Annotated in this window: 23 protein-coding genes and 1 pseudogene; 14 read left to right on the top strand and 10 right to left on the bottom strand. The window is 65.8% G+C overall.

Features of this window, described 5'->3' with window-relative positions; translation table 11 throughout:
• Window positions 1–160: 160 nt before the first annotated feature.
• Complete coding sequence (locus AB4061_RS33615; protein ID WP_441640495.1) at window positions 161–1903, top strand: PQQ-dependent methanol/ethanol family dehydrogenase; 1743 nt, start codon at window positions 161–163, stop codon at window positions 1901–1903.
• Window positions 1904–2055: 152 nt separating this feature from the next.
• Window positions 2056–2349: a c-type cytochrome gene (locus AB4061_RS33610; RefSeq protein WP_441640520.1), complete on the top strand. Its 294-nt coding sequence runs from the start codon at window positions 2056–2058 to the stop codon at window positions 2347–2349.
• A 164-nt stretch (window positions 2350–2513) separates the two neighbouring features.
• Here the strand turns inward: AB4061_RS33610 and pqqE are convergent, their stop codons facing one another.
• From pqqE to pqqA, 5 genes are all read right to left on the bottom strand, one after another.
• Window positions 2514–3710, bottom strand: a complete 1197-nt coding sequence (gene pqqE / locus AB4061_RS33605) for a pyrroloquinoline quinone biosynthesis protein PqqE (protein ID WP_441640494.1) — start codon at window positions 3708–3710, stop codon at window positions 2514–2516.
• Entirely contained in the window at window positions 3682–3954 is a 273-nt protein-coding gene (pqqD, locus tag AB4061_RS33600) for a pyrroloquinoline quinone biosynthesis peptide chaperone PqqD (protein ID WP_035862268.1), read from the bottom strand. The genes pqqE and pqqD overlap by 29 nt, the downstream gene beginning before the upstream one ends.
• Window positions 3951–4643 (bottom strand): pyrroloquinoline-quinone synthase PqqC, encoded by a 693-nt coding sequence (pqqC, locus tag AB4061_RS33595; protein ID WP_441640493.1) that lies wholly within the window; start codon window positions 4641–4643, stop codon window positions 3951–3953. Before pqqC ends, pqqD begins: the two co-directional genes overlap by 4 nt.
• Window positions 4640–5557 carry a pyrroloquinoline quinone biosynthesis protein PqqB gene (gene pqqB / locus AB4061_RS33590; protein WP_441640492.1) on the bottom strand — a complete coding sequence of 306 codons (918 nt, stop codon included), beginning with the start codon at window positions 5555–5557 and terminating at the stop codon, window positions 4640–4642. The genes pqqC and pqqB overlap by 4 nt, the downstream gene beginning before the upstream one ends.
• Window positions 5558–5669: 112 nt before the next feature.
• Window positions 5670–5744, bottom strand: coding sequence for a pyrroloquinoline quinone precursor peptide PqqA (gene pqqA, locus AB4061_RS33585; protein ID WP_006161450.1), 75 nt, complete (start codon window positions 5742–5744; stop codon window positions 5670–5672).
• An 86-nt stretch (window positions 5745–5830) separates the two neighbouring features.
• On the opposite strand from pqqA, the gene AB4061_RS33580 reads away from it, so the two are divergent.
• Both AB4061_RS33580 and AB4061_RS33575 read left to right on the top strand, forming a co-directional pair.
• Window positions 5831–6760: an alpha/beta fold hydrolase gene (locus AB4061_RS33580; RefSeq protein WP_441640491.1), complete on the top strand. Its 930-nt coding sequence runs from the start codon at window positions 5831–5833 to the stop codon at window positions 6758–6760.
• A gap of 23 nt (window positions 6761–6783) precedes the next feature.
• Window positions 6784–7719 (top strand): MBL fold metallo-hydrolase, encoded by a 936-nt coding sequence (locus tag AB4061_RS33575; protein ID WP_441640490.1) that lies wholly within the window; start codon window positions 6784–6786, stop codon window positions 7717–7719.
• A 28-nt stretch (window positions 7720–7747) separates the two neighbouring features.
• Here the strand turns inward: AB4061_RS33575 and AB4061_RS33570 are convergent, their stop codons facing one another.
• Window positions 7748–9805, bottom strand: a complete 2058-nt coding sequence (locus tag AB4061_RS33570) for a sigma-54-dependent Fis family transcriptional regulator (RefSeq protein ID WP_441640489.1) — start codon at window positions 9803–9805, stop codon at window positions 7748–7750.
• 261 nt (window positions 9806–10066) lie between these two features.
• On the opposite strand from AB4061_RS33570, the gene pedF reads away from it, so the two are divergent.
• Together pedF and AB4061_RS33560 are read left to right on the top strand one after the other, a co-directional pair.
• Window positions 10067–10546 (top strand): cytochrome c-550 PedF, encoded by a 480-nt coding sequence (gene pedF / locus AB4061_RS33565; protein WP_441640488.1) that lies wholly within the window; start codon window positions 10067–10069, stop codon window positions 10544–10546.
• Between the two features lie 88 nt (window positions 10547–10634).
• Complete coding sequence (locus AB4061_RS33560) at window positions 10635–11528, top strand: substrate-binding periplasmic protein (protein WP_441640487.1); 894 nt, start codon at window positions 10635–10637, stop codon at window positions 11526–11528.
• Window positions 11529–11628: 100 nt separating this feature from the next.
• Here AB4061_RS33560 and AB4061_RS33555 read toward each other — a convergent pair whose 3' ends face one another.
• Window positions 11629–11835 (bottom strand): DUF6494 family protein, encoded by a 207-nt coding sequence (locus AB4061_RS33555; RefSeq protein WP_441640486.1) that lies wholly within the window; start codon window positions 11833–11835, stop codon window positions 11629–11631.
• Between the two features lie 434 nt (window positions 11836–12269).
• On the opposite strand from AB4061_RS33555, the gene AB4061_RS33550 reads away from it, so the two are divergent.
• The 4 genes from AB4061_RS33550 (at window position 12270) to AB4061_RS33535 (ending at window position 19091) form a co-directional block, all read left to right on the top strand.
• Complete coding sequence (locus AB4061_RS33550; protein ID WP_441640485.1) at window positions 12270–14180, top strand: sigma-54-dependent Fis family transcriptional regulator; 1911 nt, start codon at window positions 12270–12272, stop codon at window positions 14178–14180.
• 316 nt (window positions 14181–14496) lie between these two features.
• Window positions 14497–15915 (top strand): aldehyde dehydrogenase family protein, encoded by a 1419-nt coding sequence (locus tag AB4061_RS33545; RefSeq protein ID WP_441640484.1) that lies wholly within the window; start codon window positions 14497–14499, stop codon window positions 15913–15915.
• A gap of 106 nt (window positions 15916–16021) precedes the next feature.
• Window positions 16022–16906 carry a transporter gene (locus tag AB4061_RS33540; RefSeq protein WP_441640519.1) on the top strand — a complete coding sequence of 295 codons (885 nt, stop codon included), beginning with the start codon at window positions 16022–16024 and terminating at the stop codon, window positions 16904–16906.
• Window positions 16907–16931: 25 nt separating this feature from the next.
• Complete coding sequence (locus AB4061_RS33535; RefSeq protein ID WP_441640483.1) at window positions 16932–19091, top strand: PQQ-dependent dehydrogenase, methanol/ethanol family; 2160 nt, start codon at window positions 16932–16934, stop codon at window positions 19089–19091.
• An 82-nt stretch (window positions 19092–19173) separates the two neighbouring features.
• On the opposite strand, the gene AB4061_RS33530 is transcribed toward AB4061_RS33535, so the two are convergent.
• Entirely contained in the window at window positions 19174–20106 is a 933-nt protein-coding gene (locus AB4061_RS33530) for a LysR family transcriptional regulator (protein ID WP_441640482.1), read from the bottom strand.
• Between the two features lie 237 nt (window positions 20107–20343).
• Between AB4061_RS33530 and AB4061_RS33525 the strand changes: the two genes are divergently transcribed.
• Window positions 20344–21117, top strand: a complete 774-nt coding sequence (locus AB4061_RS33525; protein WP_441640518.1) for a putative hydro-lyase — start codon at window positions 20344–20346, stop codon at window positions 21115–21117.
• A gap of 145 nt (window positions 21118–21262) precedes the next feature.
• A complete protein-coding gene (locus AB4061_RS33520; protein WP_441640481.1) occupies window positions 21263–22600 on the top strand; it encodes an MFS transporter in 1338 nt (445 codons plus the stop codon).
• Between the two features lie 192 nt (window positions 22601–22792).
• Here the strand turns inward: AB4061_RS33520 and AB4061_RS33515 are convergent, their stop codons facing one another.
• Window positions 22793–23104, bottom strand: coding sequence for a helix-turn-helix domain-containing protein (locus AB4061_RS33515; RefSeq protein ID WP_441640480.1), 312 nt, complete (start codon window positions 23102–23104; stop codon window positions 22793–22795).
• Window positions 23105–23481: 377 nt separating this feature from the next.
• Between AB4061_RS33515 and AB4061_RS33510 the strand changes: the two genes are divergently transcribed.
• Both AB4061_RS33510 and AB4061_RS33505 read left to right on the top strand, forming a co-directional pair.
• Window positions 23482–24492 carry a CBASS cGAMP-activated phospholipase gene (locus tag AB4061_RS33510; RefSeq protein ID WP_441640479.1) on the top strand — a complete coding sequence of 337 codons (1011 nt, stop codon included), beginning with the start codon at window positions 23482–23484 and terminating at the stop codon, window positions 24490–24492.
• A gap of 125 nt (window positions 24493–24617) precedes the next feature.
• Complete coding sequence (locus tag AB4061_RS33505; protein WP_441640478.1) at window positions 24618–24857, top strand: hypothetical protein; 240 nt, start codon at window positions 24618–24620, stop codon at window positions 24855–24857.
• Between the two features lie 103 nt (window positions 24858–24960).
• Here AB4061_RS33505 and AB4061_RS33500 read toward each other — a convergent pair.
• Window positions 24961–25184, bottom strand: a pseudogene (locus AB4061_RS33500) (molybdopterin molybdenumtransferase MoeA); the annotation flags it as partial.

Here is a 25184-nt window from a genome sequence, read left to right as displayed (position 1 = left end):
AGTGTTCCGCGCTGGTACGCCATCAAGGCATCGGCAGGCCGCTATTGGGCCGCTATGGGACCGGATACGGGTGTTTTCCATTGGCATGGGAATTGCCAAGAGTCTGTCTGGTGTGTGTGGCACACCGGCGAAGATCGACAACAAGAGAGAGGAGCAGACAATGAGGACGTTACGCGTGATGATGGTGCTCGCGGCAACTACTGCGAGCCTGGTGGCGCAGGCCGCGGTGACCGATGCCATGATCGAGAACGACGCGAAGTCGCCGGGCGACGTGCTGTCGTGGGGGATGGGCCCGCAAGGCCAGCGCTTTTCCACGCTGAACCGCATCAACACAAAGAACATCAGCCAGCTGGTGCCGGCCTGGTCGTTCTCGTTTGGCGGCGAGAAGCAGCGCGGGCAGGAAGCGCAGCCCTTGATCCACGACGGCAAGATGTTCGTGACCGCCTCCTATTCGCGCATCTACGCGCTCGACCTGAAGACAGGCGCCAAGCTGTGGAAATATGAGCACCGCCTGCCCGAAGGCATCATGCCCTGCTGCGACGTGGTCAACCGTGGCGCGGCCCTGTACGACAACCTGGTGATCTTCGGCACGCTCGACGCGCAACTGGTAGCGCTGGACCAGAAGACCGGCAAGGTGGTGTGGAAGGAGAAGATCGAAGACTATGCTGCCGGATACTCCTACACGGCGGCCCCCCTGATCGTCAAAGGCATGGTGCTGACCGGCGTCTCGGGCGGCGAGTTCGGCGTGGTGGGGCGGGTCGAGGCACGCGACGCCAAGACCGGGCAGATGGTGTGGTCCAGGCCCGTGGTGGAAGGCCATATGGGCTACAAGTATGACAAGGACGGCAACAAGACCGAGAACGGCGTGACCGGCACCCAGAACGCCAGCTGGCCGGGCGAGACCTGGAAGACGGGCGGCGCGGCCACCTGGCTCGGCGGCACCTACGATCCGCAGACCGGCCTTGCCTACTTCGGCACCGGCAACCCGGGGCCGTGGAACAGCCACATGCGCAAGGGCGACAATCTGTATTCGGCCTCCACCGTTGCGCTCGATCCCGCCACCGGCAAGATTGTCTGGCACTACCAGAACACCCCGAACGATGGCTGGGACTTTGACGGCGTCAACGAGTTCGTGACCTTCGACCAGGACGGCAAGCGCCTGGGCGGCAAGGCCGACCGCAATGGCTTCTTCTACGTCAACGACGCCACCAGCGGCAAGCTGGTGAACGCTTTCCCCTTCGTCAAGAAGATCACCTGGGCCAGCAGCATCGACCTCAAGACCGGACGACCCAACATGATCGCGGAAAGCCGGCCGGGCGACCCGGCGGCGGGCAGCGATCCGAAGAAGGGCCAGTCCGTGTTCGCCGCGCCGGGCTTCCTCGGCGGCAAGAACCAGCAGCCGATGGCCTACAGCCCGCAGACCGGCCTGTTCTATGTGCCGGCCAATGAATGGGGCATGGATATCTGGAACGAACCCGTGGGCTACAAGAAGGGCGCTGCCTTCCTCGGCGCCGGCTTCACCATCCATCCGCTCAACGAGGACTACATCGGCTCGCTGCGCGCGATCAACCCCAAGACCGGCAAGATCGAGTGGGAAGTCAGGAACTACGCGCCGCTGTGGGGCGGGGTGATGACCACTGCCGGCGGGCTGGTGTTCTGGGGCACGCCGGAGGGCTACCTGAAGGCCGCGGATGCCAAGACCGGCAAGGAACTGTGGAAGTTCCAGACGGGCAGCGGCGTGGTGGCGCCGCCGGTTACCTGGGAGGAGGGCGGCGAGCAGTATGTGGCGGTGGTGTCGGGCTGGGGCGGCGCCGTGCCGCTGTGGGGCGGGGAAGTCGCCAAGCGCGTGAATTTCCTGGAGCAGGGCGGATCGGTGTGGGTGTTCAAGCTGCACAAGAGCTGAATGCTGCCGGACACCATGTAGCGTAGCTGTCCTGCGCGTGCCGGCATCGCACACCGACGCCGGCACGCGCAAGGGCGGGTCGATGATCAGAGCATTGGGATGTAGATATGCAGAAGGCGAAAGGATTCCTGCCGTTGACGGCCACGGTCGCGATGGTGGCGATGGTGCTGTGTGCCGCCCGGGTCGAAGCGGCGCCCGACATGCAGGCGCTGGCTGACAAGAGCGGCTGTTTTTCTTGTCACGGCATGAAGACCAAGGTAGTCGGGCCAGGCTTTGCCGAGGTGGCGGGCAAGTACAAGGGCGACGGGGAAGCACCCGATCGGCTCGCGAAAAAGATCCGCGAGGGCGGGAAGGGCGTTTGGGGACGGATTCCCATGCCGCCGCACGACAATCTCAGCGAGGCGGATGCCAGGAAGCTGGCAGATTGGGTCTTGAGTATCGGATGAGTATCGGATGAGTACCGGATGAACATTGGAAGAGACCGGTGTCAGACCTGACAGTCGGAGAAAAACCGGATACGAAGGAAGGATTCGCAAAGACGTTTCACATCGGCCCGCATGGCTGCCCAGGCACGGTGTGAAACGTCTTTGATTTTTCTGTTCTTGATTTTCTATTTAGCGCTTTCACTACCAGCGCAGTCCGCTTCGCTGCTTAGCCTGAGCGAATTCCCATCGCTGCGGAAGACCATCCCGTGCTCCCGCCCGCGCGCCTGCACCTCGGCCAGCCTGCCCTGTAGCACGATCTCCATGACCTTCCCATGTTCTCCGGACCGATCGCAAACCGGATCCGTGGCGGCGGCATCGCCGGTCAGCAGGAACGCCTGGCAGCGGCACCCGCCATGGTCTTGCGCCTGAGAATCGCAGGATCGGCAAGGCTCCGGCAGCCAGTGCGTGCCGCGAAAACGCTGGAAGGCGTCGCTGTCGCGCCATATTTCGCGCAGCGATTGCGTGGTGACATTCGGCAGGTCGAGCCCGGGCAGCATGCGGGCCGCGTGGCAGGGCAGCGCGACGCCGTCGGGCGCCACACCAAGGAAGGTGGTGCCCCAGCCGTTCATGCATTTCTTGGGCCGTTGCTCGAAGTAATCGGGCACCACGAACAGGATCTTGCACCGGTTGCCGATGCGTGCGCGGTATGCATTCACGATCGCTTCGGCTTCGCGCAGCTGCTCATGCGTGGGCATCAGCGCCTGCCGGTTTTCCCAGGCCCATCCGTAGTATTGGGTGTTGGCCAGTTCCAGGTACTCGGCGCCCATCTCCAGCGCCATCTCGATGATGGCGCCGACATGGGGCAGGTTATGCCGGTGCAGCACGCAGTTCATCACCATCGGATAACCGTGCGCCTTGATCAGGCGCGCCACGCGTTGCTTCAGATTGAAGGTGCGGGTACTGGAGAGAAAATCGTTGAGCTCGCGCGTGGAGTCCTGGAACGATAGCTGGATATGGTCGAGCCCGGCGACGCGCAAGGCGGCCAGCCGCGCATCCGTGAGGCCGATGCCGGAGGTGATGAGGTTGGTGTAGAAGCCCAGCCCGTGGGCATGCTCGACCAGTGTTTCCAGGTCTTTGCGCAGCAGGGGTTCGCCGCCCGACAGGCCCAGTTGCACGGCGCCCAGCGCGCGCGCCTGGGTGAAAACGTCGCACCACTGGGCGGTGTCGAGCTCGGCATCATGCCGCGCATAGTCCACCGGGTTGGAGCAGAAGGCGCAATGGAGCGGGCAGCGGTAGGTCAGTTCCGCCAGCAGCCATAGCGGCGGCCCGGGCGGCGCCATGGCTGCTGGCGGCTCAGACCAGCCAGCCGCGTTCGATGGCATGTTTGACAAAGGCGTGTACCTCCGGTGCGATGCCCTGCACGCCGAAGGCGGACTGCAGGTCGTCGATCAGCATGTCGAGGGTGTGGCTGCCGTCGCAGCGCTGCAAGATGGCAGCCGCGCTGTCGTTGAGCGTGACCATGCCTTCCGGATAGAGCAGGATCCAGCTCTGCTGGGCGTCTTCCCACTGCAGGCGAAAGGTCCGGTGCAGCGTCGGCTTGGTCAGGTCGGCTTCGGTCGGGGTCATGGGTGGGCAAGTTGGATGGCGTCGAGCATCGACCACAGGATGTCGAGCTTGAATTGAAGTATGTCCAGCGCGCGCTGCTGCTGCTCCGGCGTGCGGAAGTAGCCAAGCGTCACGCGCAGGCCGTGATCGACGTCGCGCTGCGCAAGCGGAATGCGTGAGCGGAAATAATCCAGGCCTTGCGCTTCGATCCACGGATAGTGCCCGGGCCAGCCGGCCAGGCGCTCCTTGTGGATTTCCGGGGCGAACATCTCGGTCAGCGAGGAACACACGGCCTCCTGCCAGGGCGCGCGTCGCGCGAAGTTCACATAGGCGTCAACGGCGAAGCGCACGCCGGGCAGCACGTGCCGGTGCGACCACAGCGCGTCCCGCGTGAGTCCCACCGCCTGGCCCAGCCGCAGCCAGGCTTCGATGCCGCCTTCCTGCGTGTCTGTGCCGTCATGGTCCAGGATGCGCACGACCCACTCGCGGCGCGTGGCGCGGTCGGTGCAGTTGGAGAGGACGGCAGCGTCCTTGAGCGGGATGCTGGTCTGGTAGTAGAAGCGGTTGGCCACCCACGCGCGAATCTGCGCCGGCGTGCATTGCCCGGCCGCCATGCGCAGGTTGAACGGGTGGTGGATGTGATAGCCGGTCTCTTTCGCGCGCAGGCGCGCTTCGAATTCGGCGGGGCTCCAGGCCGTGGCTTGTGTCATAGCGTGATTTCCATGCCGTCGTAGGCCACCTCGATGCCGTGGTCCGCCAGCAGGCCGCGCTGCGGCGAGTCGTCCACCAGGATCGGGTTGGTATTGTTGATGTGGATCAGGATCTTGCGTGCCGCGGGCAGGCGGTCGAGCGTCTCGATCATGCCGCCTGGGCCGGACAGCGCGAGATGCCCCATGTCCGCGGCGGTCTTGGCGGAGAAGCCAAGCTGCTGCATCTCGTCGTCGCGCCAGCAGGTGCCGTCCACCAGCACCACGTCGGCGCGCTGCAGTTCGTCGAGCACGCGCGGCTCGATGCGGCCCAGCCCGGGCGCATAGAAGGCGCGCCGGCCGGTGGCGGCATCGACGATGCGAAGGCCGATATTGTCGCCACGCTGCGGCGCGTTGCGGTTGGGGGAGTAGGGCGGCGCCTTGCTCTCCAGCGGCACCGCCGTCAGCATCACGCCATGGAGCGGTGGCACCGTGAAGGGCGCGTCGTCCAGGGCCAGCGTGTGCGTGTCCAGCCCGCAGTAGTGCGACAGCATGCGTGTCAGCGGGAACGCCGTGCCGAGATCCTGCAGTACCGCCGCGGTGGCGTAGACCGGCAGCGCTTGCCGATGCTCGCGCAACATCAGGAGGCCGGTCACGTGATCGATCTGGGCGTCCATCAGCACCACCCCGGCAATCCCAGTGTCGCGCGGCTGGCGCGCCGGCTGCAGCGCTGGCGCCTGGCGCAGCTGCTCGAGGATGTCGGGGGAGGCGTTGACCAGCACCCAGTCCTGTCCTGCGTCGCTCAAGGCGATCGACGACTGCGTACGTGGCGTGGCGCGCAGCGTGCCGTTGCGTACGCCATCGCATTGGCGGCAGTTGCAGTTCCACTGGGGAAAGCCACCGCCTGCGGCCGATCCCAGGACCCGGAGTATTGTCATGGCGCGTATCGATAGGGTTCGTGACGGAGTCGAAGAGCAAAAAGCCCGCCAGCGAGAAAAAAGGCCCGCGGGGAGCGGGCCTTGCCAGGTTGGCGCGTTCAGGCAAAGGGGCTCAGCGGTTGGCGATGTACATCGTGATCTCGAAACCCAGGCGCAGTTCTTTGTAGGCGGGGGTGGTCCAGTTCATGTCTCCTCCTCGGGGGTGGCATAGTTAGTGAATGCATTGCGTTGTCTTGCGGCGGACATCGCCGCGTTCTTTCCGAGGCAACATCCATGCCCGCAGCGCCGCCGCCGTCCCATTGTTCTTTTCTCCGTATGCGGGATGGCCACCGCATGCATGTGCGACAGGCTGGCCCGGCCTCGGGTGATCCATGGCTGGTGCTGCACGGCGGGCCGGGCAGCGGCTGCAGCCCGTCGATGGGGGCGTGGTTCGATCCGTTGCGGCACCGCGTGGTGATGCCCGACCAGCGTGGCGCGGGCCGTTCGCGGCCCGCCGGCACGCTGCGCCGCAATACGGTGGGCGCGCTGCTGGCAGACCTGGAGCAGCTGCGCGAAGCGCTTGGCATCCAGCGCTGGAGCGTGGTGGGCGGGTCCTGGGGAGCCGCGCTGGCGCTGGCCTATGCCGCGCGCTATCCCGACGCGGTGGCGGCCCTGGTGCTGCGGGGCGCTTTCCTGACTGGCCGCGACGATATCCATCGGCTTTTTTCTCTGCGCGGCGGCGCGGTGTTGCGGCGCGTCATGGCTAGGGGCGAGCGGTCGTCCGATGCCCGGGCCCGCCTGCTCACTGTGTCACAAGTGTTGCAAAGTGGTACGCCTGTTCAAAAACTGGACACTGCCGGACAGTGGCAGCGCGCCGAACGGCGGATGCTGGGTCTTGGCCGGATGCAGCCGGTGCGCAAGCCGTGGCGCGAGCGCATGGCGGCGGTGGACAAGTACCGGGTTCAGGCGCATTACCTGCGCCGCCGTGCCGGGCTGGGCAAGCCGGCGCTGCTGAAGGCGGCGGCGCGGATCGGCGCGCGGGACGTGCCGGTGACGTTGCTGCATGGCCGTGCCGATGCGGTCTGCCGGCCGGCCAATGCCCTGCGCTTGCAGGCGGTCATGCCCCAGGCGCGGCTGGTCTGGGTGCCAGGCGGACACTTGCCTGCCGGTGCCATGGCCGAGGCCCTGCGGACAGCCATCCGCGCGGCGGGCGGGCAGCGGTGACAGATCCCACCCGGCGCGGATTCATGGGCGCCCTGCTGGTGATGGCGCTCGGCGGCGCCGGACCGGTCGCTGCACTGGGCCGCGTGGTGCTGGCGAGGTTGCAGCCTGGTGTGTATGTGGCCAGCGCAGCCAATGCCGAGGTGGCGCGGGCCAATGCCGGGGAGGTGGTGCCGACCCTGGTCCATGTGACCGGAGCCGGGGTGCTGGTGGTCGACCCGGGTCCGCATCTGGCCTGGGGGAAGGGGCTGCTGGCGGCGATCCGGGCAGTGACGCCCGAGCCGGTGCGCTGGGTGGTCAACACCCATGCGCATCCCGAGAACGTGCTGGCCAACGCGGCGTTCGCGCGCTTGCGGCCGCGCCCCGCGTTCCTGGCCTCTGCCGCCACCGCTAGCCTGATGCGCCAGCGCTGCGAGGCGTGCCTGGCCCGGCTGGCCGCGCAACTGGGGCCAGCCGCGATGCGCGGCACGCAGATCGTGTTGCCTGAACCCGGCTTGCGCCATGGCGATCGCCTGCAGACCGGCGCCACCGCATGGGAGGTGCAGGTCCACGCTGGGGCCCATAGCGCTTCGGATACTGTGCTGTATGCGCCGCGGCGGCGGCTATTATGCGTGGGCGGCCTGGCCTACCGCGACCGCGTTCCGGAGATGCAGGAGGCGTCCCTGCAAGGCTGGCGGCGCGCGCTGCGCGCCGTGTCCGCGCTACCCGCCGATATCGTGGTGGGCACCGCGCTGGGCACGCCGGCGCAAACGCTGGCGCCCACGCTGGCCTACCTGGACGCGTTGGCCGGCGGCGTCGCCGCCGCACTGGAAGCGGGCGGCGATGCGGCGCGCGTGCTCAGCCCGGCCGCCGCCGAGCCGTACCGCCATTGGCGCTATTTCGCTGCGCGCCATCCCTTGAATGTGCAGCACGCCTGGCGCGAACTGGAAGACCTGTGGATGAACGGCGAGCCGCTGGCCTGAGCGCCGGCCGGCGCGCACGGCTGCCGTCTCAGCCACCTTGCTGCGGCAGCGCGTTGGCCTCGTCCAGCTTCCGGTAGACCGTGTTGCGCGAGATGCCGAGCGCCTTGGCCGCCGCGGAAATATTGCCGTGGTGCGCCTTGACCGCGGCGACGATGGCCAGCGCCTCGACGTCGGCCAGGCGGGTGGGCTGGGCGCGGGGCGCGGCCTGCGCGGCGCGCTCGCCGTCCGGCGCGGCGTCTGCCGCCACCGTGGCGCCATGCGCGGGATGGGTGGTGGCCTGGCGTGCCAGCCGGTCTTCCAGGAAATCGTCGGGCAGGTGGTCCTCGGTGATCTCCGCCTCGCCTTCGGCCATCAGGCGCGCGGTGCGCAGCAGGTTGCCGAGCTGGCGGATATTACCCGGCCAGTGATAGCTGCGGAACATCTCCATGACCGAATCCTTGATGCGCGGTCCCCCGCTGGCCTGGCCCTCGCGCAACAGCTTGTTGGCCACCACATCGAGGTCGCTGCGCTCGCGCAATGCCGGCAGCCGCACCACGAGGCCGTTCAGGCGGTAGTAAAGGTCTTCCCGGAACATGCCATTGGCCACCTGCTCCCGCATATTGCGATTGGTGGCGCAGATCACGGACACGTCGACGTGGATCACCTTGCTGCTGCCCAGCGGCGTGACCGCGCGCTCCTGCAGCGCCCGCAGCATGCGCGCCTGCAGGTGCAAGGGCATATCGCCGATTTCGTCGAGGAAGAGGGTGCCGCCATTGGCCAGCAGCATCTTGCCGATGCCGCCCTTCTTGCGGGCGCCGGTGAAGGCGCCTTCTTCGTAGCCGAACAGCTCGGATTCGATCAGCGTCTCGGGTATCGAGGCGCAGTTGACAGCGATGAAGGGCCCGGCATGGCGCGGGCTGTCGGCGTGGATGGCACGGGCCAGCAGTTCCTTGCCGGTGCCGGTTTCCCCCAGCACCATGACGGGAATATCCTTGCCGATCACCTTGCGCAGCTTGGTGATGACGCTTTTGATCTGCGCATCGCCGGTGTCCAGGTCGTCCAGCCCGGGCTGGGCCGGCTGCGTGGCCGCGCGGTGGGGCAGGGAGGTGGCTTCAGGCCTGCAGTCCGTTTGCGCGCCGCCACGGTCGATGGCCACCGCCGGAACGGAAGCGGCGGGCGCTTTCCACTCGATGCGGGCGCTGACCTTGACGCCGCTTGGCAGCGGCAAGTGCACGACGCCCCCCTGGGCCTTGCGCTCGGCGTCGAACAGCTGCGACAGCGACAGGCCGAACAGTGAGGAGAAGGTGTGCGCGTGCAAGGCGCCGACCGACATCCCAAGCTGGAACTGCGCGCTGCGGTTGGCCGACAGGAAGCGTCCGCCCGGCGTAAAGGAGGCGATGCCCTCGACCAGGGTGCCGATAAACTCCGCGCGCGAGTGGAAGCGGACACACACCATGTCCTGGAAGGCATTGGCGAACAGCTGGTTCTCGATCATTTGCGCCGACATCCGCACCAGCGCCATGGTGTGCTTGTGGAACCCGCGCTGGTCACCCGTTACGTCGAGCGCGCCGACGGTCTTGCCGTAGGCATCGAGGATGGGCATGCACGAGCACGTGAGAAAGCGGTTGGCCTCCAGGAAATGCTCCGCGCCGTGGACCAGCGTGGCCTTGTTCTCGGCCAGCGCGGTGCCGATGGCGTTGGTGCCCCGGCTTTCCTCGGACCACAGGGCGCCGGGCTGCAAGGCCACCTTGCTGGCCTTGGCCAGGAAATCGTCATCGCCCAGCGAGTGCAGGATCAGGCCGGCAGCGTCCGTCAGGATCACCATGCTCTGCGTGTTGACGATCTGGTCATAGAGTGTCTCCATGACCGGCAGCGCGTAGGTAAACAGCGACTGGCTGCGCTCGATCTGGGTATTCAGCTCGTTCTGGAGCACCGGGCAGAAGTCCGGCGATTCATAGGGCCGCAAGCCATAGGATTCGGAGCGCTGGTGGGCCTGGGCGATCAGGCCGGGCCGGTCGCCCTCCGCCGGGTTGCCCTCCGCCGGGTTGCCCGTTACCGCCGGCGAGGCGCCGGGCACATGCGGGCCAGCGGCCGCTTGGAAAGTCATTTTTCTGTCTCCTGTGGAAGTCGCCCGCGATCTGTGCGCGGGTCGTTCCGAGTCCTGGCGTGATCGACATGGCCCGGAAGTGTTGCGTCATGAAGCAAAACGCTTGCCAGGGTGTTGCATTCCAGGGCACTGGTATTGGCCGGCTGTGTCACACGCTAACCATTTGCCGGGGGCCGGCCCGGTTTTTGGCCCACTTTGCGCTTGGTACGGCTTTTGCGGAAGTCACCTTCAAAACGCGTTCAACAACTGGAGGTGACACTGATGAAAACACCACGCCGCACACTTGCCCTGATTGCCATCTGCACGCTCCTGGCCGCAGCGCTGCCCCAAGCCGCATCGGCTCATGGCGACGTCACGCCGCAAGCCGTGGACACCAAGACACTACCGCAACTCGGCGAAGAATGGCGTCCGGATAATCCATACAGGAGCGGCGATGCGCAGCAGGAAGCACTGCGTATCGGCTCCTCGGCCTACAACCAGAACTGCGCGCGCTGCCATGGCCTGGAAGCGGTGTCCGGTGGCATCGCGCCGGATCTGCGCAAGCTGGATGGCGATTGCACGGCGCTGGCCAACGCGAAGAAAAAGCAGGAATGCATGGGCGAGGTCTCGCAATACTTCACCGCCACCGTGCGCAAGGGGCGTACGCGCGACGGCCGGGTCTACATGCCGCCGTTCGACGGCGTGCTGAGCCAGGAAGCCGTCTGGTCCATCAAGACTTACCTCGAATCGCGCCACGAGTAAGGGGGAGGCGGGGGCTGCCCGCGCATCCCCGGATTCCCGTACCCCCCGGATTCACAACCACAACGATCAAAAAAACAGGAGACCTCCCATGCGCGCCAGCTCTTTTCGCGGCCTCGCACCCTCCATGCCAGTCCAGGCTGGCCTGCGTCGCCTGGCCGGCGCACTGCTGGCGGTTGCCGCGCTCGCCTGCGCCCAGCCGTCGCTGGCCGATATGGCCAAGATCCGCCAGAGCGGGACCTTGAAGGTGGCCGTCTATAAGAGCCTGCCGCCATTCTCCACGGCAGCGGGCAACCTGTTGCCGGGCATCGACGTGGCGCTGGCGAAGGCCCTGAGCAAGCAGATGGGGCTGGCGGTGTCGCTGCTGCCGTTCGATGGCGACGAGAACATGTCCGACGACCTGCGCAACATGGTCTGGCGTGGCCATTACCTGGGCTATGGCCCGGCGGATGTGATGCTGCATGTGCCGGTGGACCGTGCGTTCATGCGTGCGAACGACAAGGCGCTGATCTTTGCGCCCTATCACCGCGAGATGTTCGTGCTGGTACACGACCGTGAGCGCGTCTCCGAGGTCCGGCAGCTAGGGGATCTGGCCGGGCAGCCTACCGGCGCGGAAGCCGGCTCCGCCGGTGCCAATGCCCTGTTGTCCGGGGCGCAGGGCGCGCTGCGCGACAAGGTGAAGATCTATCCCGGGCCAGACGAAACGCTGCGCGCGCTGTTTGCCGGCGAGATTGCCGCGGCAATGGTCACGCGCTCGCAATACGAAAGCGCGCTCAAGGTGGCCGGCCAGTCCGCCGCGCGTTTCGCCGCCGTGGACGTTGCCTCGCCGCTGCTGCCCGCGCGCGGCTGGGCCATCGGCATGGCGGTCAAGGCCGACGAGAGCGAGCTCGCCGAGTCACTGCAGAACGCGCTGGACGCGATCCGCCGCAGCGGCGAGCTGCAGCAGATCTTCGCGCAGTACGGGGTGTCGCTGCAAACGCCGTGAGGTTCTCCAGCCGTAGCATCGGCATTGACCGCGATCTGCATGGTGGCGCCAGGCCACCCTCGCCATACGCAATAGGGGGCCAGTGCATTGGCAAGTGGCGTCACTCGAGCTGAATCTCTGCGTCGAACCGGACCTTGACCTGCAAGGCGGCCAGCTCCAGCGTGACCACGACCGGGAAGCGTTCGGTTCCGGTGATGGTGCCGGCGGCGATCGCCTTGGACACCGCCAGCTCGATTTCCCGCTGCGAGCTCACGCCGACGACCTTGAGGAACTTGCGGATGCTGAGGTTGAAGGTTTCTTCGTTCATTGCGCTCTCCTGGCTGCTACCACAAGGAAAGACTAGGCGCTGGGCTGCGTTTTTGCTGCCTGAAGTGGATCCGGCCCGCGTGGCCAACCGCGTGGCCAACCAGGAGGCCACGTCAAAACGGGGACTACATGGCGCAACGGCGGCTGGCAAAGCGGGTCTGGTGGCACCGGCTGTGCCTCTTGCGTTCCTGGCGGCATTGCCTGCCATTGGCCGCCATTGGCCGGCACTGTCTCAAATTGAGACGGTGTGCCGCCCGCTTCGCAGCAAGGGTGCCGGCTTCGTGCTTGTCCGCTAGGTGAAAACCATGTTCCGCGCCGTCATGCGCTTGAAAACAGAGGGGGCCTCACTTACAGTTCCTCTCCAGCGCGCGCGCCCCCGCCGCGGCAGCAGCGGCAGTTGCCGCCATGAGAACAGGACCGTACGGAGACGACTGAATGAGGCATGCATCGATTGGGCCGGCAACGGACGTGCAGCTCGCGAGACGGAATTTTTTCGACGGGAAGCGCATTCCTCCCGGGACCGTACCTGACCTGATTGCCAGAAGCTGGCAGCGCGCCTCCAGCGCCGGCATGCGGCCCGAGGATCAGGCGCTGTTCAGCACGGCTGTCTCGCGCACGCAGCTGCAATGGATCGAGGATGAACATCGGGTGCTGATCGATGCCTCCGGCGAGGACATGGAGATTCTGGCGCGCGCGTTTCCCGCACAGCACTGGCTTGTGTTTTGCACCAACGCCGACGGCATGATCGTCAGCTCCAACGCGGGCACCCGCGCCGGGATTGGCCCGGCTGCCGCGGCMGTGCTCCGGGGCGGCAAGCGCGTATGCGAGAGCTCGCTCGGCACCAACGCGCCGGCCTGCGTGCTGATCGAAGGCGGCGGGGCGGTGGAGATACGGCGCGGCGAGCATTATCTCAATGAGCTTGTCGACGTGGTATGCGCGGCGGCGCCGATCTACGACTGCCACGACCAGCTGATCGGCGTGATCGACATCACCGGTTTCGGCGTGGACCTGCCCAGCTACGCGCTTGGCCTCGTGCAGTCGGCCGCCATGTCGATCGAGAACCGGCTGTACGCCAGGCTGCATGGCTGCCGCATCTTGCATCTGCATCATGACCATCGCATGCTGCATACGCCGGCCGAGGGCATTGTCGCGATCTCGGGCGATGACGTGATCGTGGCCGCCAACCGTGCCGCTCGGCAGATGCTGAAACTGCGCGGCGCTGGCGGTGCCGGTACCGAGCTGCGCCAGGTCTTCGCCAGCGGTCTGCATGGCACGGCGGCCTCCCGCCATGCCTCGCTGAGGGCGCTTGGCGGCGAGCGCTTCTTTGTTTCGCTCGACCAGACCATGGCGCCGATGCGCGCGCGCCGGCAGCATGGCAGCGATGGCGGCGACGGCGCCAAGCTGGCCGACGGCGGGTCATGCGTGATTGCCGATGCGGCGCTGTCGCGCACCGTCGAGAAGGCCGTGACCGTGATCCGCGAGCAGGTGCCGGTGATCGTGCTGGGTGAGACAGGTACCGGCAAGAGCATGCTGGCGCGTGCCCTGCACGAGGCCAGCCGGCCGGGCGAAGCCTTCGTCTCGCTCAACTGCTCGGCGATTCCCGAAAGCCTGGCCGAAGCCGAACTGTTCGGCTATGCCGACGGTGCATTTACCGGCAGCCGCAAGGGCGGCAGCGCAGGCAAGATAGAACAGGCCAATCATGGCACGCTCTTCCTGGATGAGATCGGCGATATGCCGCTGGCGCTGCAGACCCGGCTGCTGAGCGTGCTGCAGGAGCGCAGCCTGACCCGCATCGGCAGCAGCAAGCCGGTGCCGGTCGATATCTCCGTGATCTGCGCGACCCACCGTCATCTTCCCGACCTGGTGCGCGAGGGCACCTTCCGGGAGGACTTGTTCTACCGCCTGAATGGCATGTCGGTGCGCATGCCTGCCCTGCGCGAGCGCACGGACATGCCCGAGCTGGTGGCGGCCGTCCTGCAGTCGCTCGCGCGCGGGCGGTCCAAGCGGCTCGACGCCGATGCCATGGCCCTGGTCATGTCGCACCACTGGCCCGGCAATGTCCGCGAGCTCCACCAGGTGCTGCGCGCAGCCATTGCCTTGTCCGGCGATAGCGAAATCGTGGGGCGCGAGCATTTCGACGACTGCTGGGTGGCGGCCGCGGCCAGCACACCGGCGCTGGAGGCGCGGCCCGCCCTTGGCCACTCCACCGTCATGGCGGATGTGCAGAACGAACTGATCCACAGGACCCTGGCTCAGCTCAGTGGCAATCGCTCGCAGGCTGCGCGCGCACTGGGCATCTCGCGCGCCACCCTGTATCGCAAGCTGGCGCGCCACAACCCCGGCTGAGCGCAGCCGGACTAGCGCCCTCAGGGCCCCCGATGATCGCGTGCGCGGTTATCGGGGGCCTTTTCTTTTTCCCGGCATGTCTCAGTTGTGTCGAGACACCGGCGCAGTTTGAGACAGCAATACGGCGCCGCTTGCACGCACGGCTGCATCCATCAGGCTTGGGGAGCGGCTGCAACGAGCTGCAACGGGCTGCAACGCGCGGGATGACGTGGATTCGGCGGCGGGCGAGCGCGCGCACGGTGTGCTGGGCACGGCCTTTGCAGTAAGCAGTACGAGCGCATGAGCGCTACCTGCACAGACAAAGGAGACAGACAATATGCCAAGCAATGCAGCACTGGTGATCGGCGGCAAGCTGGTCGAGGGCGGGGCCCTGCTGGACGTGATCAATCCCGCCACGGGCAAGGTGTTCAATACGGTATCCCGCGCGACCGAGCGCGATGCGCACGCGGCCGTGGCGGCGGCCAAGGCGGCCCAGCCGGGCTGGGCGGCGCTCGGGCTGCCAGCGCGCCGCGCCTTGCTGCTGCGCTTGGCCGACGAAATGGCGGCCAACGCGGAAGACCTCGCCGCGTCGCTGGTGCTGGAGCAGGGCAAGCCGCTGGCCGAGGCGCGCCAGGAGCTGCAGTTCGCGCTGGCGTTCGTGCGCCATATCGCCGGCATGGAACTGCCGGTATCGGTGGTGCAGGACGATGCCACCCATCGCATCGAAGTCCATCACAAGCCGCTGGGCGTGGTCGCCGCCATTGCCGCGTGGAATTTCCCGGTGCTGATCGCCGCCTACAAGATCGCGCCCGCGCTGCTGATGGGCAATACCGTGGTGCTCAAGCCCGCGCCGACCACGCCGCTGGCTTCGCTGCAGCTCGGCGCCATCGCCAACGGCATCTTCCCTGCAGGCGTGCTCAACGTGATCACCGATCTCAACGATCTGGGCGGCTTGCTGACGTCGCATCCCGATGTGGCCAAGGTCTCGTTTACCGGCTCCACCGCGACGGGCAAGAAGGTGATGGAAAGCGCCGGGCCCCGCCTCAAGCGCATCACGCTGGAGCTTGGCGGCAACGACGGGGCCATCGTGCTCGACGACGCCAACGTAGCGCAGATCGCGCCCAGGATCTTCGGCAGCGCCTTCTACAACTGCGGGCAGGTATGCCTGGCGCTCAAGCGCCTGTACGTGCATGCCGCGATCCATGACGAGCTTTGCGATGCGCTGGCCGAACTGGCCAGGCAGGCCGTGGTTGGCAACGGCGCCGAGTCCGGCGTGACTCTCGGGCCGCTGCAGAACGCCATGCAGTTCGACAAGGCCGGCCGCTTCCTGGCCGCGGCCCGGCGCGACGGCAAGGTGCTGGCCGGTGGCGCCGCGCTCAAGGGCGATGGCTACTTTATCGCGCCCACCATCGTGCGCGACCTGCCCGACACCAATGCGCTGGTTGCCGAGGAACAGTTCGCGCCGATCCTGCCGGTGCTCCGGTACGAAGACCTGGACGATGCCGTGGCGCGCGTAAACGGCTCGCCCTACGGCCTGGGCGGCTCGGTGTGGTCGTCCGACCAGGCGCGTGCCTACGCCGTGGCGCAGCGGCTCGACGTGGGCACGGCCTGGGTCAACCATCACCTGCATTTCGGCCCGCACATCCCCCTGGTGGGCGCCAAGGAGTCCGGCGTGGGCGTGGAGTTCGCCGCCGAAGGCCTGGCCGAGTATGCGCAACTGAGCGTGATCAATATCGCGCGCCAGCAGGCAGCCTGAGCACCTGCGGCATCCCGCCCGTCAGACCCGGCACGGCCCTCTGGCTGTGCCGCGGCATGGGCACACAACAAAAAATGGAGGAGACATGCAACAACAAGGACCGGCCATGCGCCGGAGGATGCGTTCGTCCCTGCGCTATGGCGGCGCCATCGCGGCCCTGCTGCTGGCGGCAGCGCCCGCGCACGCCATCGACGTGGACGCCGGCGACTATACGGCGCTGCCGGCAGGCACCAACCTGGCCATGCTTTACTACCAGCACGCGGAGCGCGACAAGGTCTACGCCAGCGGCAGGCAGGTGGCCGGCGGCAACCTGAACTCGGATATCGGCATCGCGCGCTATGTGCATTTCGTGGACATCGCCGGCTTCACCGTCGACCCGCAGATCCTGCTGCCGTTCGGCAACCTGCGCGGGCGCGACCAGCTGAGCGGGCTCGGCAGCAGCGGCGGCATGGGCGATCCGATCCTGGCCGCGACCGTATGGCTGGTCAACCAGCCGCAGCAGAAACGGTACTTCGGCATTACACCGTTCCTCTACGTGCCGGTTGGCAGCTACGACAAGGAGCGGGCACTCAACCTTGGCGAGAACCGCTGGAAGTTTGCCTTGCAGGCGGGCTACATCACGCCACTGGCCGGCAAGTTCACCCTCGACCTGATTGCCGACGTGACCTTCTATGGCGACAACAACAAGTTTGGTGCGGCCTCGGCCACCCTGAAGCAAGCCCCGCTGTTCCAGGGCCAGGGCTGGCTGCGCTACAACGTCACCGACACCTTCGACATCCGTGGCGGGCTGTCCTACACGGCCGGCGGCGAAAGCAAGGTGAACGGCGTCTCCCGCAACGACAACACCAATACTTCCAAGTTTTTACTGGGGATGGCGTGGTTCCCGACCCCGGCCGTGCAGGTGCTGGGCATCTATGGGCAGGACATCTCGGTGCGCAACGGGCCGATGGAAGGCAGCCGTTTCAATCTTCGCGTGCTCAAAGCATTTTGACCGGACCGGACAAGGAAAGCAGACCATGATGAGAACAAGCAGGAGCAAGCAGGACAGGGCAGCCGCGCTGTGGCTGGGGACGGCCGCGGCGCTTGCGCTGGCATCGGCGGCGGGCGCGGCGCTCGGCGCCGACGCCGCGCCCGCCAGGGCGCTCACCGTGCAAAAGGTGCGTGCCATCACCGCCGCTATCGACGGCGCGGCGATCCGCGCCAATGAGCGTGGTACCGCCAACTGGCCTTCCTACGGGCTGGACTACGCGGAAACGCGTTTCAGCCAGCTCGACCAGGTCAACACCGGCAACGCCGCGCAGCTGGGCCTGGCCTGGTCCTATGACCTGGAATCGACGCGCGGGGTCGAGGCCACGCCGCTGGTGGTCGACGGCGTGATGTATGTGACGGCGCCGTGGAGCGTGGTCCACGCCATCGACGCGCGCACCGGCAAGCGGCTCTGGACCTACGATCCCAAGGTGCCGCGCAATCTCGGCTACAAGGGTTGCTGCGACGTGGTGAACCGCGGCGTGGCGGTCTACAAGGGCAAGGTTTTCGTGGGTGCCTTCGACGGCCGGCTGGTGGCCATCGACGCCGCGACCGGCAAGAAGGCGTGGGAGCAGGACACCGTGGTGGATCACAAGTTCTCCTACACCATCACCGGCGCACCGCGCGTGTACAAGGGCAAGGTCATCATCGGCAACGGTGGGGCAGAGTACGGCGCGCGCGGCTACATCACTGCCTACGACGCCGAGACCGGCGCGCAGCGGTGGCGCTGGTTCACGGTGCCGGGAGACCCCGCCAAGCCGTTCGAGAACGAGGCCATGGCCCGCGCGGCCGGCACCTGGGACCCGAGCGGCAAATACTGGCTCAATGGCGGCGGCGGCACCGTGTGGAACACCATGGCCTTCGACCCCGAGCTGAACCTGATGTATATCGGCACGGGTAACGGCGCGCCCTGGAGCCGCAAGCTGCGCAGCCCCGGCGGCGGCGACAATCTCTACCTGGCCTCGGTGGTGGCGCTCAATCCCGATACCGGCGAATACGTCTGGCACTACCAGGAAACGCCGGGCGACAATTCCGACTACACCTCGACGCAGGACATCATCCTGGCCGACCTCAAGATCGACGGCCAGCCGCGCAAGGTGATCCTGCACGCGCCGAAGAACGGCTTCTTCTTCGTGATCGACCGCACCAACGGCAAGTTCATCTCGGCCAAGAACTTCGTCGACGTGAACTGGGCCACGGGCTACGACAAGGATGGGCGGCCGGTCGAGAATCCGCTTGCCAGTACCAGCCTCAAGCCGGTCGATATGGTGCCCGGCCCGTTCGGCGCGCATAACTGGCATGCCATGTCGTTCAACCCGCGCACCGGCCTGGCCTATATTCCGGCGCAGCACGTGCCCCTGACCCTGGCGGACGACAAGGCCTGGGCGCGCAACCAGAAGGATTCCCAGGAGGCGCACAGCGGGGTGGGGTGGAACCTCGGCATGCTGGTCAATGCCGAGCCGCCGACAAGCAAGCCGTTCGGCAGGCTGATCGCATGGGACCCGATCGCGCAGAAGGCCGTCTGGCACCAGGACTATGCGGGACCGTGGAACGGCGGCACGCTGACCACGGCCGGCAACCTGGTGTTCCAGGGCACTGCGGACGGCCGCTTCATCGCCTATCACGCGGCTAGCGGCGAAAAGCTATGGGAGGCGCCGGTCGGCACCGGGGTCGTGGCCCCGCCGGTCACCTACCTTGTCGACGGCAAGCAGTATGTCTCGATTGCGGTAGGGTGGGGTGGCGTGTTCGGCCTGAGCGCACGCGCCACCGACCGCAAGGCGCCCGGCACGGTCTACACGTTTGCCGTGGGCGGCAAGGCCAAGGCCGCCGAAGCGGCAGCGTATCCGATGGCCGAGTTGTTGTCCGGCGTCAAGTACAACCCCGCCCATGTGCAGGAAGGGCAGAAGCTGTACGTCAACAACTGCGTGTTCTGCCATGGCGTGCCGGGGGTGGACAAGGGCGGCAATATCCCCAATCTGGCCTACGTCGGGTCCGGCCTGATCGAGAACCTGGGCAAGATCGTGTTCAACGGTCCCTTCGTGCAGCAGGGCATGCCGGATTTCACCGGCAAGCTGACGGCGCAGGACGTGGTGAAGATCCAGGCTTTCATCCAGGATACGGCAGACGCAGTGCGGCCAAAGAAGCCCTGAGCTGTATCGGGGCGCGAACGCATCAGGGAAGGCCGCCGGCGCAACACCGGCGGCTGCCTCCGGGCCCAGCCTGTGCGCGGCGTCACAGCGGCTCAACCAGCCGCTTGTTGCTGTTGCGGCAGTATTCCGCACAGGCCGCGCGTGCCGAGTTGGCGGCGCCATGCACGAACAGCGGCGCGTCGGCACGCCGCGACATCGACACCACGATCGACGGAGGCGCGGGCTGCAGCGGTAGCTCCACGACTTCGCCGCTCTCGATCAGCTTGTCGACAAACAGGCGCGGAATCGCGGCCACGCCGAAACCATCGCGCACGAGCTGCACGATCACGGCAATCGACGGCGACCCGGTAATGCGGGTTTCCGAAAGCGGCACGCCGAGGGCGCCCGCGAGTTTGGCCACGATGTCCTCCAGCGCGCGATGCGGCGCGGTCCCCCGGCCGAACGTCAGGATGGGATGTTGCAGCACCTGGCTGGCGAGCGAGCCGCGCGTGTGCGACAGCAAGCCTGCGCGCGCTACCCAGTGCACGGGATAGTTGGCGAGTGCATTGCACACCACGTTGCTTTCATCGCTGCCTTCGACGCGAATGATGAGATCGAGCTCGTCGGCAATCAGCTTGCGCTGCAGCACCACGCTCACATCGGCGGTCAGTTCGACTTCCAGCTGCGGGTAGTCCGCGGCGATCCGTCGCATGTAGTTCGGCAGCCAGCTGTGCACCACGGTCTCGATCACGCCCAGGCGCAGGCGCCCGCGGATCTTGCTGTCGCCAGAGGCGGCGGCCTGCAGCCGCCGTGCGGCCTCTACCACTCCCTTTGCGTACCCGAGCAGGTACTCGCCATTGGGCGTCAATCGAAATTCGCGGCTCTCCCGGTCGACCAGCGCGGTTTGCAGCTCATCTTCCAGTGCCTTTATCCGTTGGGAAATGGCAGCGGGCGTCGCATGCAGCGCGGCTGCCGTCGCACGAAAGCTGTGCAGTTTGGCCAGCGTGACGAAGGTTTCGAGGAATCGCGTATTCATCAGGCTGTAGCGTGGATCGCTGGAGAAAGCGCTAAGTTGCCAGGGACATCCCGACAGTTGGTGCTAATTCCGGTTTGGCACCAGCTCGGTGCGGCTAGGGGAAACCCGTAAGGTTGTTAAGAAAATCTATACAGAGGTGCCAACAAAAAGTCGTTGGCGATAAAAAATTTTACTCTCTATCGTTCAAGGCAACCACGACGACGTCATCACGACATGAGAACGCAGATGCCCGAAGACCTGATGCCTTTCGACTTTCGCCGGACCGTGCGCAGCGGGCAGTTCCGTGGCCCCACCGCAGGCTATTGCGGCGACTACGCCCAGGCCAACCTGGCCATCCTGCCGTCGGCGCACGCTAGCGATTTCCTGCGCTTTTGCCAGGCCAATCCGAAGCCGTGTCCGTTGCTGGGCGTCGGTGAGCCTGGACAATGGCATGTGCCGGTACTCGGGCGCGAGGTGGACATCCGCAATGATGTGCCGGCTTACAACGTTTATCGCGACGGGCGGCTGGCCGAAGAGGCCGAATCGCTGGCCGACCTGTGGCAGAACGATTTCGTGGTGTTCGCCATCGGCTGCTCGTTCTCGTTCGAGCACATGCTGGCGCAGGAAGGCATCCCCTTGCGGCATGTCGAGGAAGGCCGCAACGTGCCGATGTACCGCACCAGGATCGCGAACCGGCGCGCGGGCGTTTTCGGTGGCGAGCTGGTGGTGTCGATGCGGCCCATGCGCGGTGCCGAGGCGATTCGCGCCGTGCAGATCACCAGCCGTTTCCCCGCCGTCCATGGTGCGCCAATCCACATCGGCGACCCGGCCGAGCTGGGCATCGAAGACCTGGCCAAGCCTGAGTTCGGCGATCCCGTCACGATCAAGCCAGGAGAGCTGCCGGTCTACTGGGCCTGCGGCGTCACACCCCAGACCGCGATCATGGCCGCGAAGTTGCCGCTGGCGATCGCGCACAAGCCCGGCCACATGTTGGTGACCGATATCAAGAACGCCTCGCTTGCCGTGTTCTAGTCCACCGGGGCAACGCAGTCCGCTTTGTCGTTTTTCGCTTTCCCCGGAAGCCGTCACCGTAACAAGCCAGGACGCCGGAGACCGCCGGCGGCCAACGAAAGATCCGCGCGAACGACCGTTCAACTCACGCGCCCAGGAGCGTTTCATGGACAACAAGACCCCCGCGGCGGCAGCCGCCGCCAATCCCGCGATGGTTTCCTCCGTTGCAGCAACGGCGCCTGTCGACGCCGGCGGCAACCTGTTCTCCTGGTACGGCGATGCATCGCCCCGCCAGAAGCGCGCTTTCTGGAGCTGCAAGGTGGGCTACATGCTCGACGGCATGGATACGCAGATGCTCTCCTTCGTCATTCCGACGCTGATCGCTACCTGGGGTATCAGCCTGGCCGACGCCGGCTTCATCGGTACGCTCACATTGCTGGCTTCGGCACTGGGCGGCTGGGCCGCCGGCATCCTGTCGGACCGCATCGGCCGAGTCCGGACGCTGCAATTGACCGTGGTGTGGTTCGCGGTCTTTACCGGCCTGTGCGGGCTGGCGCAGAACTACGAGCAACTGCTGGCCGCGCGTGCGCTGATGGGTTTCGGTTTCGGCGGCGAATGGACCGCCGGCGCCGTGCTGATCGGGGAGGTGATCCGCGCCAAGGATCGCGGCAAGGCCGTCGGCCTGGTGCAGTCGGGCTGGGCGATTGGCTGGGGGCTGACGGCCATCCTGTATTCCGTGCTGTTCTCGGTCCTGCCGCCCGAACTGGCGTGGCGCGCGCTGTTCCTCGTCGGCCTGCTCCCGGCGCTGCTGGTGGTGGTCATCCGCCGCTACGTGAAGGAGCCGGACGTCTACGAAAAAGAGAAGGCGGCGCAAGGCAAGGCGAGCGATCGTCCCCGTTTCACGGAGATCTTCAGCCCGAAGCTGCTGTCGACGACGGTGCGCGCGGCGCTGCTGGCGACCGGCGCACAAGGCGGGTACTACGCGATCACGACCTGGCTGCCGACGTACCTGAAGACCGAGCGTCACCTGACGGTGATGGGGACGGGGGGATACCTGGCCATGATCATCTTCGGCTCGTGGATCGGCTACCTCGTCAGTTCCTATCTGACCGACAGGCTTGGCCGCAAGCCGAACTTCATTCTCTTCGCGGTGGGTTCGATGACGGTTGCCTTTGGCTACACGATGCTGCCGTTGAGCAACGGCGCCATGTTCTGGCTGGGCTTCCCGCTCGGCTTCTTCGCTTCGGGCATTTTCAGCGGCATGGGCGCGTTCCTGACCGAACTGTTCCCGACGCGGGTACGCGGATCCGGCCAAGGCTTTTGCTACAACTTCGGCCGGGCTGTCGGCGCACTCTTTCCCTTCCTGATCGGCGCGCTGTCCAAGCAATATGGTCTCGGCGCCAGCATCGGCATCTTCGCCGCGGCGGCCTATGGCGTGCTCATCATTGCCGCGCTGACGCTGCCGGAAACCCGTGGCCGCGAACTCGAAGCCGCTGGCATGTGAGTCCTCGGCAACTGGCGCGGTGGCGCTCGGGCGCACTGGTGCTGGCACGCGGTGTCGCCGCCGATGAAGCGGGTCTCCGCCGGCGACACGACCGTCGCGTACATCCCTCGGGTTGGCGCCAGAGCCGCTTTGGCAACGGTTGCACTTGCGCGCTCAGCGTGTGAACAGGCGCCCGGCGCGCGCCTCGATCGCCTATCGCGCCCTGGGTTTGTAGGCGCGCTTGCGGACTTCGCCTCGCGCAGACAGCGCTTCGCTTGAGGGCAAGGTATCCGGGAAGGCAGCGTCCAGGCTGCCGATCATGCCCAGCGCTCGCATCACCTTTGCCAGCGTGGATACGCGCACATCCCGTCCGGCCTCCAGGTCGCCCAGAGCGGTCCGGCCGATCCCGGCGCGTTTGGCCAGGTCCTCGATCGTGATGTTGCGTTCTATGCGCTTGGAGCGCAGGCGGGCACCGATTTCAGCTGCGATTTCATCGCCTGTCGATGTGCTTCGAATAGCAGGCATAACGTATGATTTTGTGTCATTGCGCCCGGAAAGGCGATCATATCGTAGGGTCCGGCATCCAGGGGCATGTCAAGATACACGTCGATAAGCTTGCTATAGCAGTCGTAATGTGCCTGTAAACATCTCCCGCGCGCGCTTCGATCTCCACCGTCTGCTGGGCCGCCTCGGACAATTGCTCAGGGTCTGGTTGATCTGTTGCGCGCCGCGGGCCAGGGCTTGCATGCCCTCGTTGACCATCTGCACACGCGGCGCCAGCGTCAGGCTGCATTTCGGAATGCTGACAACGGCTTCGACAAATGATTATCATGCTTCTTGCTGCACAGTGAGAAGCAACGGGATAAGGACGTGTCATCGAAGTTCCGGCGAGGAGGTCCCGAATGACAAATGCAGACTCCGGACGGTTTCAGATCCTGGCGCTGTCAGGCGGAGGCTTCCGAGGCCTTTATACGGCCAAATTGCTAGCTGACTTCGAAGACGAGATTGGCGCGCCAATCGCCACTCGGTTCGATCTTGTGACGGGCACATCGATCGGTGGCATCCTGGCATTGGCCATTGCGATGGAAATCCCTGCCCAGCGCATTGTTGAGCTTCTCGCCAGTCATGGGGGCTTGATCTTCAAGCGGCGCTGGTCTCTGGCGGGAATCTGGCGCGCACCATTTTCTTCAGCGCCATTGCAGTCGCTGCTTCGTGACAAGAAGATCTTTGGCGATCAAGTCCTCGGCGCATGCCGGCATCCGGTGATCATACCGGTGATCAATTACTCGACGGGCAGGCCGCAGATCTTCAAGACGCCTCATCATCCGGATTTCAAGCGAGATCATAAATGCCGGCTGGTGGATGTCGCCATGGCGACTAGCGCGGCGCCCGCATACTTTCCACGATATACGTTCAACAACAATCAATATGTTGACGGCGGCCTGTACGCCAATGCGCCGGGCATGCTCGCGGTCCACGAAGCGCAGTCGTCCATGGGGCAGCCGACAGACCGTATTCATGTGATGGCGGTGGGTACCATGTCATCCAAATTCACCGTCAACCCACGTCGAAACCGCGAGGGTGGGACCTATGACTGGGGAGGCGTCAATCCGGCAAACATGCCGAAGAGAGTGTTTGGCTTGTCGATATCGGTGCAGGAGGCATTGAGCGATTTCATGCTTTCACATCTGCTCTCAAAGCGCTATTTCCTTGTCGATGACGATCTCACCGACCAGCGCGCACGCGCCGTCGCCCTTGATCGGGCCGACAGCGCGGCGAAGGAGGTTTTGCTTGGCGCCGCGACGGAACGCTCCAAGATCTGCATCGGAAACGAAGACTGCCGATCCTTCCTGACTCACACAGCCCGCTCGGCAATGTTCTACTACGGCGAACACACCAATCCGAAAAGCTAGGCCGGCAAAACGCATGCGCCGCGCAAGCAGGTCGCGCTGGCGCGGGAGCGGGCCAGCGCAATGTGGAAGAATGGAATAATGGAATAATCCAACGATCCAATATTCTCAACCACGAACGGGTCCATATGAAACTCACGATCACCCTTGAGTTCACCCCAGCCGCTCAAGCCGCAGCAAGAGACATCGACTTGGATCTGACACCCCACACCGGCGCGATAACGCCGGTGATCGGCGACCTGATTCAGTTCCCTGGGCAACCAATCATCTTTATGGTCATCGGTCGCGTTTGGCAGCCGCGCAATCCGGACAACGTCGAACTGCGTATCATGCTCGATCTGTCGCCTGCGCCGTTGTCTGTCGTCTGAGGGCATTCCGAGCCGCGACAGGCGTTTGTGCGATGGTCATGCCATGGCGATTCTGGATGGTCGCGCAGACGCAGGGAGATCGCTGCTCCGGTTCTGCCGGGTTTCACAGCAGCCCGTCGAACAGCATGATGTCCACCTCGCTGCCGGCGGCGACCGTGGCCTGCTCCGGCCCCAGCACGATGAAGCAATTGGCCTCGCTCATCGAGCGCAGCACGCCCGAGCCCTGCTGCCCGGTGATGCTCACCTGCCAGCCGCCCTCCGGGGCCGGCGCCAGGATGCCGCGCTGGTATTCGGTGCGGCCAGGTTTCTTGCGGATCGCCTGGGCGC

Origin of the sequence: Cupriavidus sp. YAF13 (assembly GCF_052113425.1) — a bacterium.
GTDB lineage: Bacteria > Pseudomonadota > Gammaproteobacteria > Burkholderiales > Burkholderiaceae > Cupriavidus.
Note: the sequence above shows the minus strand (reverse complement) of the source record. Positions and strands in the feature narration are given on the sequence as shown.